Here is a 12799-nt window from a genome sequence, read left to right on the forward strand (position 1 = left end):
GTTCGTTCGTGCTTCGCCTGCCGCGACTCGCCGGGCATCGCGCCGCCGCGCACCGCGCCCTCAGCGGGCCGGCACGCCGGCGTCGGCCGCCCACGACGGCAAGCCGTCCGCCTTGCTCTTGACCACCTTGGTCACCACGTAGCTGAAGTAACGCTCGATGCCGAGTTGCGCGTCGAGCAGGCCATCCATGAACTGCTGGTAATGCGCGATGTCGCGCGACAGCACCTGCATCACGTAGTCGACGCCGCCGCCGGTGGCCAGGCACTCGATCACCTCGGGCGCCGCCGCGACGCGTTCCTCGAAGCGGCGCATGTCCTGCGCGGTATGACGCGCGAGCGTGACCTCGACCACCACGCGGCTGCCGGTGAACGCGCCGGCCCAATCCACTTCCGCGCGGTAGCCGCGAATCAGGCCCTGCGTCTCGAGCCGCTTGACGCGCTCCCAGGCCGGCGAAATCGACAGGTTCACCTCCTGTGCGAGCCGCGATTTCGTGATGCGCCCCTCGGTCGAGAGAATGCGCAGGATCGCGATGTCGTAGCGGTCGAGCTTGATCCGCGCCCCGCCGGCCCCCGCGTGCTCATGCTTCATGGTGTCCCCCCGTACTCGACTGGATGGCCTACCTTAGGGGATGCCAAAAAAGCGTGCCTCCTCCGAAACGAGGAAAACCGGGCGCGGCGCTCCGTCATTCGCTAGCAGTCCTGCGCACCGCGCGGGCCTACCTCGCGCCGGCCGCGACGCGATCCGCCACCTGATCGACCGCTTGCCGCACCGCCGCGACGATCTCGTCGGCCTCGGCGCGCGTCATCACCAGCGGCGGCGCGAAGCCCAGGATGTCGCCGTGCGGCATGGCGCGCGCGATCACGCCGCGCTCGAGCGCCGCTGCCGACACCTGCGCGCCGACCTTCAGCGCCGGATCGAACGGAATGCGCGCGTCCTTGTCCGCCATGAATTCGAGCGCCGCCAGCATGCCGACGCTGCGCACCTCGCCCACCAGCGGATGCGCGCCGAAGCTTTGGCGCAGGCGCTCGCCGAAATAGCCGCCGACCTCGGCCGCGTTGCCGGCCAGATTTTCGCGCTCGAGGATGTCGAGATTGGCCAGCGCCGCGGCCGCGCAGACGGGATGCCCCGAATAGGTCCAGCCATGGCCCATCGGGCCATGCTCGCGCGAGCCGCGCGCGATCACGTCCCACACGCGTTCGCCCACGATCACGCCCGACAGCGGGGCATAGGCGCTCGTCAGGCCCTTCGCGACCGTGATCAGGTCGGGCTCGATGCCGTAATGCTGAGCGCCCATCTTCGAGCCGAGGCGGCCGAACCCGCACACCACCTCGTCGGAGATCAGCAGGATGTCGTGGCGGCGCAGCACCTGCTGGATCGCGGCCCAATAGCCTGCCGGCGGCGCGATGATGCCGCCGGTGCCCATCACCGGCTCGGCGATGAACGCGGCGATCGTGTCCGCCCCCTCGCGCGCGATCAGTTTTTCCAGTTCCTCGACGCAATGCGCGACGAACTGCGCCTCGCTCATGCCGGCCGGCGCCTTGCGATACCAGTGCGGGCAGACGGTGTGCCGGACGCGATCGATCGGCAGGTCGAAATGCTGGTGGAAACTCGGCAGGCCGGTGAGGCTGCCCGTCACGATGCCCGAGCCGTGATAGCCGCGGTCGCGCGAGACGATCTTCTTCTTGTTCGGCCGCCCCAGCACGTTGTTGTAGTACCAGACGAGCTTCACCTGGGTTTCGTTCGCATCGGAACCGGACATGCCGTAGTAGACCTTCTTCATGCCGGCCGGCGCCCAATCGATGATGCGCGACGACAGCGCGATGATCGCGTCCGACGAATGGCCCACGTAGGTGTGGTAGTAGGCCAGCGTCCTGGCCTGGACGTGCATCGCGTCGGCCACCTCGGTGCGGCCGTAGCCGATGTTCACGCAGTAGAGGCCGGCGAACGCGTCGAGGTACTCGCGCCCCTGGTGATCCTGAATGCGGAGGCCCGTGCCGCCGCGAATGATCTTGCCGGGCAGCGCGCCGGACGCGTGATCGTAGGCGTGCGTGGACGGGTGCATGAAATGTTCGCGGTCCTGATCGAACAGCGTATCGAGCGGTTGAGTCATGGCGTCTCCTGTTGAACTTGCGTCAGGCCGTCGGCGTCACGGGCAGGCCGAGCTCGCCGAGGCAGAAATATTTGGTGTCGACGAACGGCTCGAAGCCCTCGCTGCCGCCTTCGCGGCCCAGCCCCGACGCCTTCATGCCGCCGAACGGCACCGGCGCGCCGGTGAAGCTGGCGCCGTTCACGGAGATCATCGCGAACTCGAGCCGGCGCACCAGTTGGAAGATCAGGTCGGCGCGCGTCGCGCAGACATAGGCCGCGAGGCCGTATTCGGTGTCGTTGGCGGCGGCCACCACCTCGTCGAGCGTGTCGAAGGCGCTGACGGCCGAGATCGGCGCGAAGTTTTCCTCGTCCACCACGCGCATGCCGGGCCGCGCATCGGCGATCACGGTGGGCGCGAAGAACCAGCCGCCCCGCGCGTGCGCGCCGCCGCCGGCCAGGATGCGCGCGCCTTGCTCGCGCGCGTCGGCCACGCGCGCGACGGTGGCGTCGAACGCGGCCTGATGCATCAGCGGCCCGATCTCCACGCCCGGCTCGAACGCCGAGCCCACCTTCAGGCCCCGCACGGCGGCGGCATAACGTTCGAGAAACGCCGCGTAGAGCGGCCGCGCGACATAGATCCGATTCGCCGCGCAGCAATCCTGCCCCGAGGTCTGGAACTTGGCCGCCACCGCCACGGCCACCGCCCGTTCGAGATCGGCGCAGGCGGTCACGACGAACGGCGCGTTGCCGCCCAGTTCGAGCGCCACTTTCTTGATGCCGGCCGCGGCGGCGGTCTGCATCACCAGGCCGCCCACGCGCGTCGACCCGGTGAAGCTGACCGCGCGCACCCGCGTATCGGACACCAGCGTCTCCATCGCCATCTGCGGCTCGCCGAGCACCACGTTGAACACGCCTGGCGGAAAGCCGGCCTGCTCGGCGAAATGGGCCAGCGCGAGCGCGGAAAACGGCGTCTCGTGGGCGGGTTTCACGACCACCGTGCAGCCGACCGCGATCGCGGCCGCCGCCTTGCGCGCGATCATCGCCATCGGGAAATTCCACGGCGTGATCAGCGCGGCGACGCCGACCGGTTCGGCGATCGTGCCTAGATGGGCGCCGTCGATGTGGGACGCGATAGTGCGGCCGGCCGGACGTTTCGCCTCGTTGGCGAACCATTCGACGAAGCTCGCGCCATAGCGCAGTTCGCCTTGCGCCTGCGCGAACGGCTTGCCTTGCTCAAGCGCGAGCAGGGTGGCCAGCTCGTCGAGATGGCGGATCAGCAGCGCGTGCCAGCGCAGCAGCAGCGCGCTGCGCTGCGCCTGGGGCGTCCAGCGCCAGCGTTCGAAGGCGCGTTGCGCGGCGTCCACCGCGGCCGCGATCTGGGCGCGATCGAGCATCGGCACCTGGCCGATCACCGATTGGTCTGCGGGGTTGCGTACGTCGCGCGTCGCGCCGCTGTCGCTGGACAGCCATCGGCCGTCGACATGGCATTGCGAGCGGATCGGAACCGGATGGCCGGTAAGCATGGCGTCGACTCCACTGGGAACGGAATGACGATCACTATGCCGCCGCATGCGCCCCTGGAATTTCGGTTTCGGGGCGCCGGGCTTGCGGATTTTTCTGCTTGTGGCGGGGTTTGAGGAAAGAACCGCGCGCGGCCGGTTTTTCGATCAGGGGCCTGATCGGTGTCGGCGGTTCGTCGCGCGTTGCCCGAACGAAGCCGGGGGAGGTGGGGTGCCGCCGAGGGGCAGGCGCGTGCGATGCGGTGTGCGCATCGATTCGGCAGGCCGTTGCCGCCTTGGCCTGCGGATCGTGCCGCCCGCCGCCCCGGGCGGAGCGACGAAGCGGCCCGATCCGCGCGCCGGGGTTACGTCGCGCTTCCCGCCACCAGCCGGATCCGCGTGATTTCCGACGGCGCGCCGAAGCGCTTCGGCGGCCCCCAGTAGCCGGTGCCGCGGCTCGTGTAGATCCACATGCCCTTGAGCCGCGCCAAGCCTGCCACGAACGGCTGCTGCAGCGGCACGAAGAAATTCCACGGGAAGAACTGCCCGCCGTGCGTATGCCCCGACAACTGCAGCGTGAAGCCGGCGTCGGCCGCCGTGTTCGCGGTGCGCGGCTGGTGCGCGAGCAGCACGCGCAGCGGCACGTCGGCGGGCGCGCCGGCCAGCGCCGCGGCCGGGTCGCTGCGCTGCGCCGGATCGAACTGGCCGGCCGTGTAGTCGGTCACGCCGGCCAGCACGAGCCGGCCGCCGTCGTGCTCGAGCGTGCGGTGCTCGTTCATCAGCACCGTGAGGCCGATGCGGCGGAATTCGGCTACCCAGGCGCTGGCGCCCGAATAGTATTCGTGGTTGCCGGTCACGAGGAACGCGCCGTGCCGCGCGCGCAACTGGCCGAGCGGCGCCGTGTGCGCCGAGAGCCGCGCCACGCTGCCGTCGATGATGTCGCCCGTCACCGCGATCGCGTCCGGCTGCAGGCCGTTCACGGCATCGACGATCGCCTGCACGTAGCCGCGCTTGATGGTCGGGCCCACGTGCACGTCGCTGATCTGCACGATCGTGAAGCCGTCGAGCGCGGCGGGCAGGCCGTCGATCGGCACCGTCACCTCCACCACGCGCGCGAGGCGGCGCGCGTTGAGGAAGCCGATCGCGCTGGCGGCGAACGCCAGCATCGGCACGGCGAGCGCGGTGGCCGGGCGCCAGTCGGCCAGCCGCACCACGTCGGGCGCGACCGCATCCACGCCGGCCAGCACGAGCAGCAGCGCGTCGCGCAGCAGCGTCAGCACCAGCAGCGACGAAAAGAAGCCCATTTCGAGCAGGCCGACCCAGGCCACGCGGTCGCCGAGCGGCTGGCGCTCGAACGTGCGCGACAGCATGCCGAGCGGAATCACGCAGCACGAGGCGATGAGCCACAGCACGGCCGCAACGCGTAGCGCGGGCGAGGCGAAATCGGGAATCAGGCGGAGGCCGACGTAGACGTGGAACAGCACGCCGAAGATCATCATCCGCAACAGGAAGGCAGGAATGCGTCGCATGGGGAACGGCGGAAGTGGTTGGGGCGATCGAGGTGGCGGCGGGCTCGTGGCACCGGCGCGCGCCCGGTCGTCGCTTGGACTGCGCGACGGCGCGAACCGTTCACGCGGGGATCGTGCCGGGCGCGGGACGTTTCGAAACGAACGCGATCAACGAACGCGCGGCGGGCTGCCCGCGCCAGCGAGGCAAGGCCGGCGAGGGCGGGCTCGGCCACGCGTTTTGAAACGATCGCGGCCAGCCGAGCCGGCACGGACGCGCCGAACCGACCGGCGCGCCCCGGCCCGGCCTCGCTCATTCGATGCGCGCGGCCTCGTCGAACGCGAAGCGCGGGCTGCGCGGGAACAGGCCCGCCGGGTCGCCGTAGCCGAGGTTGATCAGGAAGTTCGCCTTCACTTGCGTGCCGGCGAAGAACGCGGCTTCCACCTTGCCCGCGTCGAAGCCCGACATCGGCCCGCAGTCGAGGCCGAGTGCGCGCGCGGCGAGCATCAGGTAGGCGCCCTGCAGCGACGCGTTGCGGAACGCGGTGGCCTCGATCAGCGCGTCGTTGCCGGCGAACCAGCTGCGCGCGTCGGCGTGCGGGAACAGCTTCGGCAGTTGCTCGTGGAACGCCATGTCCATGCCGACGATCGCCGTGACCGGCGCGGCCATGGTCTTCTCGAGATTGCCTTCGGCCAGCGCGGGCTTGAGCTTGGCCTTCGCCTCGGGCGACTTCACGAACACGAAGCGCGCCGGGCTGGCGTTGGCGGAGGTCGGCCCCCACAGCGTCAGTTCGACGAGCTGGCGCAGCAGCGCGTCGTCGACGGGCTTCGGCTGCCAGGCATTGTGCGTGCGGGCGGTGCGGAACAGTTGGTCGAGTGCGGAATCGGGGAGCGTCATCGAGCGATCCGTAAAGAGAGGGGCCGTGGCCCGGTTGACGGGAGGTCGGGCGGGCAGGGCGTGAAAGCAAGCGCAAGCCCCGCGCGGTGCGCCGATCTTGCGGCGCCCGTACCATGCCGCGATGATAGCCGGATGTGAGGATTTCTACCGACCATGGACGATCTGTTCGAACCGCTGCCCGCGCCCGACGTGGATTGGCATCCCGATTGGCTGCCGCGCGAGCAGGCCGATACGCTACTCGCACGCTTGCGGGCCGAGGTCGACTGGAAGCAGGAGTCGATCCGCACCCCGCGCGGGCCGGTGCCGATGCCGCGCCTGACGGCCTGGCAGGGCGAGCCGGACGCCATCTACGTCTATTCCGGGCTGCGCAATCTGCCTGCCGCGTGGACGCCCGCCGTCGCCGAACTGCGCGCGCTGGCCGAGGCCGCCTGCGCGACGCGCTTCAACAGCGTGCTGCTGAACCGCTACCGGTCGGGCGCGGACGGCATGGGCTGGCACAGCGACAACGAGCCGGAGCTCGGCGCGGCGCCGGTGATCGCGTCGGTCAGCCTGGGCGTGGCGCGCGTGTTCGATCTGCGGCACCGCGAAACCGGCGTGGTGCGGGCCTATCGCCTTGCGCACGGCAGCCTGCTCGTGATGCGCGGTGCGACCCAGCGCGACTGGATCCACCGGCTCGCGAAGGCGCCGGCCGTGCAGGGCGAGCGCATCAATCTGACCTTCCGCTTCGTGACGCCGCGCCGCGAGCGTTGAGCGCCGCCGCGATGCCGTCGCGTTTCTGACAAACGGCTGACTGACGAATGCGCCATTTTCGCGTCAGCAAGATGTCCGGCGCGGGCCGCTATCGTGCCGGATTTCGCGGCGGCCGCGCGCACGATTGCGCCGAACGCGCGAGAATGCCTGTCCCGCGTGCGTTGCGACCCTGCCGCCGCCGCGCGGTTTTTCCCGTAACACGACCGAGGATTTCATGAAGACACGGATCAGCATCGCCCTGGCCGCCCTGGCCCTGACGATCGGACTGACGAGCCGCGCGGCCGAGCCGGAAGCGCCCGCGCCCACCCTGAGCGCCGCGCAGATCGCGCGCGTGCAGGCCGCCCCCGCGATCGTCGAAGGCGCGAGCGGCGCGCAGGTGAAATCGACCGTCTACGTGTTCATGGATCCGAACTGCATCTACTGCCACCTGATGTGGCGCGCGCTGCGCCCGTACGAGGCGCAGGGCCTGCAGGTTCACTGGATTCCGCTCGCCTTCCTGAAGCCCGATTCCACCGGCAAGGCCGCCGCGCTGCTGCAGGCCAAGGATGGCGCCGCGCTGCTGAACACGCTCGAGACGCGCTATTCGGAGAAGGACGAATCGGGCGGCATCGCGCCGCTGCCGGTGGTGCCGGCCGATCTGAAGGCCAAGCTCGACGCCAACGGCAAGATGTTCGGCGACCTCGGCTTCAACGGCACGCCGACGACGATCTATCGCGACAAGACGGGCAAGTGGATGGGCCTGAACGGGCTGCCGCACCTCGGCGCGCTGCCGGCGATGCTGAATCTGCCGGAGCAGCCGATCACGGATCCGGAGCTGCAGAAATATCGTTGATGTCGGCTGCGTGCCGCGTGCCCGATGTGGGATGCGCGGCGCGTGAAAGACGCTACGCCGTCGATGTGCCTTCGGGCCTCGGCGGCGTTTTTTTGCTTTGGCGTTCCGTCATCCCGAGTAATCGGGGGCGCTCAATGCACCGCCGTGACCGGCAGGCTTGTCAGGCGCATCAGGCGGTCGTGCAGGCCGAACCCCAGCAGGCGCGCGAGCCGATGCAGCGGATCGCGGCGCGGCGCCGTCAGCACGATCTCGTCGCAATGATGCTCGAGCGCGCTGCGCGCGATCGCATCGGCCGTCGTGCCGAAACACATCGTCACCACGTGCTGCACGCCGGCGTCGCGGAGGATCTCGATGGCTGCGGCGAGATCGTGGCGGGCGGCCGCGCGGACGATCTGGTCGAGCTCGCGATGGGTGTGGAACGCGTCGCCACGCGAGCCGCCGAGCGGCGGCTGGACGTTGAGGAGCACGACTTCGGACGCGCAGCGCTCGCGATAGAGAAAGGCTGCGTGGCGCACGGCTTGCAGGGCGCGCGGGGAGTGGCCGACGGGGACGAGGAGTTTCAGCATGGCATGGGCGATGAGGGCAGAGGCAATGCCATGCAGCGTAGCGAAGTGGGGATGTCGATGTCGTCAAATTGGCGGCTTGGCGCGTAAATATCGCATCAAGACGTGCAGTGCAGTTTGGTGAAATTCGTGCGGGCATTGCGGGCGGGTAGCCGGAAATCGCACAAAGATGAAGCGGGTTTTCTTGCCGAAGATCGATATTGGGCCGCTACGTATATCAAGGACTGCGATAAATGAATGAGAAGACAATGGGCGCGATCGCTGCCGCGATCGGGGTTTTTATGCTTTCGATTTCAAGCGATGCGTTTGCCGTCGATTGCGACAACCCGCCCAGTGGGCTCGATCCGGCAAGCGCCGAAATCAATTATCGATGCTCGGAAAATGACCGGCACGCCGCCGATGCCAAGCTCAATCGGGTCTACAAGAAATTGCAATCGGATATCAGGCGGAAACAGAATGCGGAATCGGACATCAACGACGATCTGGTTGCCGCGCAAAAATCCTGGATTGCCTTTCGCGATGCCGAGTGCGATTTGAGAACCCGGATTGGCGGCGGCGCGCAGCAATGGTCAATCGTTAACCATTCCGAATGTCTGACGGATCTGACGGATGAGAGAACGAAGGTGCTTCAGGATTACGACAAGACCATCGCTGAACACTGACCGTCGTCGAACGAGGGCGGTCGGCTACCGTGCTCTGGGCTGCATAAAAAATATAAGAATTTTAAGTTTATGCGCATAAATGACGGATCCGTGACGGACGTCGCGACCCGCGCCGGAGTTTGTCGTTACTTCAAGGTGATCGATGCGGCCTTACGCACCGCGCCGCTGCTTCCGCGCGAGCCCCCGCGCATCGACATCCGCCGCCCTCAACCGATGCACGACTTCGCCATCCCGAACCCCAACCCGCTGCCACCCGCAGTGCGCGAGAAAGCGCAGCGCCTTCGGGTTGTCGGCCGGCGTATGCAGCAGGATCTCGTCCTTGAGGCTGAACAGCCAGGTCAGCGTGGGCCCGAGCAACAGGCCCCAACGTCCATGGTGCGACGGCAGCACCGCGATGTGCGCCGATTCGCCGTCGAAGATCACGCCGCCGATCGGCCGCCCCGCGTCCTCGAAGCCGACCGACGGGCAATCGGCGTAGAACGCGGCGAACACCTCGCGCGTCACCACGCCGAGCATCTCGGCCGAGGCGCTGCCGCGTTCGGCCTCGTAATAGACGTCGAGGTCGACGCGATCGGTCAGCCGGAGGCTCACGAGGCGCGCGGCAGCAGGCCGGCCGGCTCCGGCGCTTCCAGCAGATGGCCCATGCTGCGCCGAATGTTGTCGTCCGGCGCATGCTCCTTCAGGTGCTCGGCCATCCCTTTCCACTGCGGATCCTGAAGAAAGAACAGGCAGAGAACGCGCAGGTCCGGCCGGAAATTCTCGTCGAATTCGTTCAGCAGGTGCAGCGCGTTCAAGGCCCAGCCGCGCTGGATCGCGATCAGCACCCGGAACACGACCACATCCTCCTGCTCCATCGAGACGCGATTTTCCTGCGCGAACGTTTCCAGGCAATGCTGTGCCTTGTCCAGCTCGTCGTCGCCGAGCGCGTGCAGCAGGCCCAGCGTCAGCGAGATCCGCCGCTCGCGGGCCTCGTCGATGACTTCGCTCATGGTGATTCCCCTTCGGTGTCAGCGTCGTCGTGCCGATTCGCGACGCATCGAGCCGGCCGGCCCGGCGCGGCTCGATGCATGGCGGCGCGGCGCGATGCGGTATCAGGCCTCGGCCGCGCCTTGCGCCATCAGCCCCTTGCCGCCGGCGAGCGCCAGCCGCCCGGCATCGACGCCCATTTCGGCCTCGCCCACGCCCGGCACGGCCAGCGTCGCGACCTGGGCGACGCCGCCGGCGCCCTTCGCGATCTCGCCGAGGTTGCCGTGCGCGATGCCGTCGCCGATCTGCTGGACGCCGTCGATGCCGCCGTTCACGATGCCGGCGGCGCCGCTGAACATGCCGTCGACGAACTTCTGGGCCGACGGGCCGGCAATCGACGACAGCGCCGCGCCCATCGGCGACGCGTTCATCGCGGCATCGACCGTGCCGGCCGCGGTTTCCGCCACGCCGTTGACGGATTGCTTCAGGCCCGATTCGAAGTCGCTGGCGCCCGATTTCATCAGCGACGGATTGGCCGTCAGCGCACCGCCGACCACCTTGAAGGCGCCGCCGATATCCTTGCCGACGCCCTCGACGGCGTCCTTGATCCCCTCTCCGATTTTGTCGAAGGCGTTTTTGATTCCGCTCATGATGATTCCCTCCGTCGTGTGAAAAGCGTGGCTGACGCACAATGCTTTGCTTTGCCTATCGACGACTGGGGGAAATGCGAAGCGTGCGTCGTCCACGCGAAGCGAGGCGCGACAGAAAACGTGCCTGCCGATCGGCGGCACGATTCGATGTCGGGGTGATGTTCCGCGGCCTCGGCGCGGCAGCCGCGGCACGCCACGCAAATTCATTGCGATCACCACTGGATTCTGCGAAAAACATCGAGAATGTTCGTCGAAATCGCTCAATTTCGAGAAAACAGCGTCCTTATAATTGTCGGCATTCGTCGCTGCACTCACTTGGCGCAAGGGCTGGCACCGGGCCGCCTTCCGCCTGTTTCAGGAGATCCGCATGACTCGCTCGGCTTCCCCCGCATCCGCCGCTTCCCTCGCATCCCCCGCCGTTCCCCTCGATCCGATCGTCGCCATGCCCGCGCATGCGCTGTCCGACGCGATCCGCACCCAACAGCTCTCGTGCGTCGAAACGATGCGCGCCTACCTCGACCACATCGAGCGCGTGAACGGCCGCGTCAACGCGATCGTCGCGCTGCGCGAGCGCGGCGTGCTGCTGGCCGAAGCCGCCGAGAAGGACGCGGCGCTCGCGCGCGGCGAGTGGCAGGGCTGGATGCACGGCATGCCGCAGGCGCCGAAGGATCTGGCGCCGACGAAGGGCCTCGTGACCACCATGGGTTCGCCGATCTTCCGCGATTTCGTGCCTGCCGCCGATTCGGTCACCGTTGGCCGCGTGCGTGCGGCCGGCGCGATCTTCATCGGCAAGACCAACACGCCCGAATTCGGGCTCGGTTCGCACACGTTCAACGAAGTCTACGGCGCCACGCGCAACCCGCACGACCTTGCCAGGAGCGCGGGCGGCAGCAGCGGCGGGGCGGCGGCGGCGCTGGCCGCGCGCATGCTGCCGGTGGCCGACGGCAGCGATTTCGGCGGTTCGCTGCGCAATCCGGCCGCGTTCTGCAACGTGCTCGGCTTCCGGCCCTCGGCCGGGCGCGTGCCGCGCTGGCCCGCCGCCGACGTGTTCTATCAGCAGTTCAGCACCGAGGGGCCGATGGCCCGCACCGTCACCGATCTCGCGCACCTGCTCGCGATCCAGGCCGGCCGCGACGCGCGCGACGCGCAATCGCTCGGCGACGATCCGGCGCGCTTCACGCAGCCGCTCGACGCCGATCCGCGCGGCAAGCGGATCGCGTGGGTGGGCGACTGGAACGGCTATCTGGCGATGGAGCCGGGCGTGCTCGCGCTGGCCGGGCAGGCGCTCGACACGCTGCGCACGATCGGCTGCGAGGTCGACGCCGCGCTGCCGGCGTTCGAGCCGGCGCGCATCTGGCAGATCTGGCTCGCGCACCGGCACCTGATGTCGGGCGGCGCGTCGCTCGTGCATTACCGCGATCCGGCGCGGCGCGCGCTGCTCAAGCCCGAGGCCATCTACGAGGTGGAAGGCATGCTGGCGATGACGGCCGAGCAGGTGGTGGAGGCCAGCGCCGCGCGCACCGCGTGGTTCCAGGCGCTGCTCGAGCTGTTCTCGCGCTACGACTTCATCGCCGCGCCCACGGCGCAGGTGTTTCCGTTCGATGTCGAGGCGCGCTGGCCGGCCACGATCGACGGGCGCGCGATGGATAGCTACCACCGCTGGATGGAAACCGTCACGCCGTGGACGCTCGCCGGCTGCCCGGTGGCGAACGTGCCGGCCGGCTTCAACGCGGCGGGCCTGCCGACCGGCATCCAGCTGATCGGCCGGCCGCGCGACGATTTCGGCGTGCTGCAGCTCGCGCACGCGTATCAGCAGGCCGGCGACTGGGTCGCGCGGCGCTTGCCGCCGATGTTCGCGGGCTGAGGTTCAACGGCACGGCCGGGCGGCGCGCCGCCCGGTTTGTTTCGCCGCGGGAAAAAATCGCCCCGATCCGTTCGACGCCTCGAACAACACGTTTCCAGATGTATCGGCGATTGCCCCGGCCTTGCGGCAGCGCGGACAATTTCGTCCATGAAAGCGCTGAAACACGCACACAAGGTTCGGTCGATCGCGAAATCGCATGCGCGCACGGCCTTCATGGCGGCAGCGGGTTTTGCCGCCGGCACGGGCGCGCATGCCCAGCAGATGCACGGCCCCGCTCATGCCGCCGGCGCGGTGCAGTACGCGGCCGTCCAGGATCGCGAGCGCGGCTACGATCCGGCCCCGTCAGCTTCCCCGTCTTCCGCTTCCGCCGACTGGCACGACTACGTCGATGCGAACCGCCGCGTGCTGGCGGGTCAGGCCGATCTGGCCGCGGCGATGGGCCTGACCGGCGCGGCGGGGCAGGATCTGAAGTGCGGCCTGGAGGGAAAGCGTGTTGGGGGCGGTGTAGAGCTCGTGGGTGGG

General features: G+C 68.7%; 13 protein-coding genes and 1 pseudogene. 5 read left to right on the forward strand and 9 right to left on the reverse strand.

The window, feature by feature from the left end; translation table 11 throughout:
* Positions 1-60: 60 nt before the first annotated feature.
* The 5 genes from G3N92_RS23075 to G3N92_RS23095 all read right to left on the reverse strand — a co-directional run bounded on the left by G3N92_RS23075 (position 61) and on the right by G3N92_RS23095 (position 5990).
* Positions 61-588, reverse strand: a complete 528-nt coding sequence (locus G3N92_RS23075) for an Lrp/AsnC family transcriptional regulator (protein WP_241014973.1) — start codon at positions 586-588, stop codon at positions 61-63.
* Between the two features lie 127 nt (positions 589-715).
* The gene (locus tag G3N92_RS23080) at positions 716-2110 is read right to left on the reverse strand and encodes an aspartate aminotransferase family protein (RefSeq protein WP_206129898.1); all 1395 of its coding nucleotides are present in this window, start codon (positions 2108-2110) and stop codon (positions 716-718) included.
* 22 nt (positions 2111-2132) lie between these two features.
* Positions 2133-3611, reverse strand: coding sequence for an NAD-dependent succinate-semialdehyde dehydrogenase (locus G3N92_RS23085; protein WP_206129899.1), 1479 nt, complete (start codon positions 3609-3611; stop codon positions 2133-2135).
* Between the two features lie 341 nt (positions 3612-3952).
* On the reverse strand, positions 3953-5116 hold the full coding sequence (locus tag G3N92_RS23090) for a metallophosphoesterase (RefSeq protein WP_206129900.1): 1164 nt from the start codon (positions 5114-5116) through the stop codon (positions 3953-3955).
* A gap of 289 nt (positions 5117-5405) precedes the next feature.
* Positions 5406-5990: a malonic semialdehyde reductase gene (locus tag G3N92_RS23095; protein WP_206129901.1), complete on the reverse strand. Its 585-nt coding sequence runs from the start codon at positions 5988-5990 to the stop codon at positions 5406-5408.
* Between the two features lie 153 nt (positions 5991-6143).
* Here G3N92_RS23095 and G3N92_RS23100 point away from each other — a divergent pair, with 153 nt between their 5' ends.
* Both G3N92_RS23100 and G3N92_RS23105 read left to right on the forward strand, forming a co-directional pair.
* The gene (locus G3N92_RS23100) at positions 6144-6740 is read left to right on the forward strand and encodes an alpha-ketoglutarate-dependent dioxygenase AlkB (RefSeq protein WP_206129902.1); all 597 of its coding nucleotides are present in this window, start codon (positions 6144-6146) and stop codon (positions 6738-6740) included.
* A gap of 214 nt (positions 6741-6954) precedes the next feature.
* Positions 6955-7572, forward strand: a complete 618-nt coding sequence (locus tag G3N92_RS23105) for a thioredoxin fold domain-containing protein (RefSeq protein ID WP_206129903.1) — start codon at positions 6955-6957, stop codon at positions 7570-7572.
* A gap of 131 nt (positions 7573-7703) precedes the next feature.
* Here G3N92_RS23105 and G3N92_RS23110 read toward each other — a convergent pair whose 3' ends face one another.
* The gene (locus tag G3N92_RS23110; RefSeq protein WP_206129904.1) at positions 7704-8138 is read right to left on the reverse strand and encodes a universal stress protein; all 435 of its coding nucleotides are present in this window, start codon (positions 8136-8138) and stop codon (positions 7704-7706) included.
* Between the two features lie 230 nt (positions 8139-8368).
* On the opposite strand from G3N92_RS23110, the gene G3N92_RS23115 reads away from it, so the two are divergent.
* Complete coding sequence (locus G3N92_RS23115; RefSeq protein WP_206129905.1) at positions 8369-8797, forward strand: lysozyme inhibitor LprI family protein; 429 nt, start codon at positions 8369-8371, stop codon at positions 8795-8797.
* A 150-nt stretch (positions 8798-8947) separates the two neighbouring features.
* Here the strand turns inward: G3N92_RS23115 and G3N92_RS23120 are convergent, their stop codons facing one another.
* From G3N92_RS23120 to G3N92_RS23130, 3 genes are all read right to left on the reverse strand, one after another.
* Entirely contained in the window at positions 8948-9388 is a 441-nt protein-coding gene (locus G3N92_RS23120) for a GNAT family N-acetyltransferase (protein ID WP_206129906.1), read from the reverse strand.
* Positions 9385-9786, reverse strand: a complete 402-nt coding sequence (locus G3N92_RS23125; protein WP_206129907.1) for an HrpB1 family type III secretion system apparatus protein — start codon at positions 9784-9786, stop codon at positions 9385-9387. The genes G3N92_RS23120 and G3N92_RS23125 overlap by 4 nt, the downstream gene beginning before the upstream one ends.
* A 102-nt stretch (positions 9787-9888) precedes the next feature.
* A complete protein-coding gene (locus tag G3N92_RS23130; RefSeq protein ID WP_206129908.1) occupies positions 9889-10737 on the reverse strand; it encodes a hypothetical protein in 849 nt (282 codons plus the stop codon).
* A gap of 43 nt (positions 10738-10780) precedes the next feature.
* On the opposite strand from G3N92_RS23130, the gene G3N92_RS23135 reads away from it, so the two are divergent.
* Together G3N92_RS23135 and G3N92_RS23140 are read left to right on the forward strand one after the other, a co-directional pair.
* Complete coding sequence (locus tag G3N92_RS23135) at positions 10781-12277, forward strand: amidase (protein WP_206129909.1); 1497 nt, start codon at positions 10781-10783, stop codon at positions 12275-12277.
* 147 nt (positions 12278-12424) lie between these two features.
* Positions 12425-12799 (forward strand): annotated as a pseudogene (locus G3N92_RS23140) (hypothetical protein); the annotation flags it as partial.

It is taken from the genome of Burkholderia sp. Ac-20379, from assembly GCF_017104645.1.
Taxonomy (GTDB): domain Bacteria; phylum Pseudomonadota; class Gammaproteobacteria; order Burkholderiales; family Burkholderiaceae; genus Burkholderia.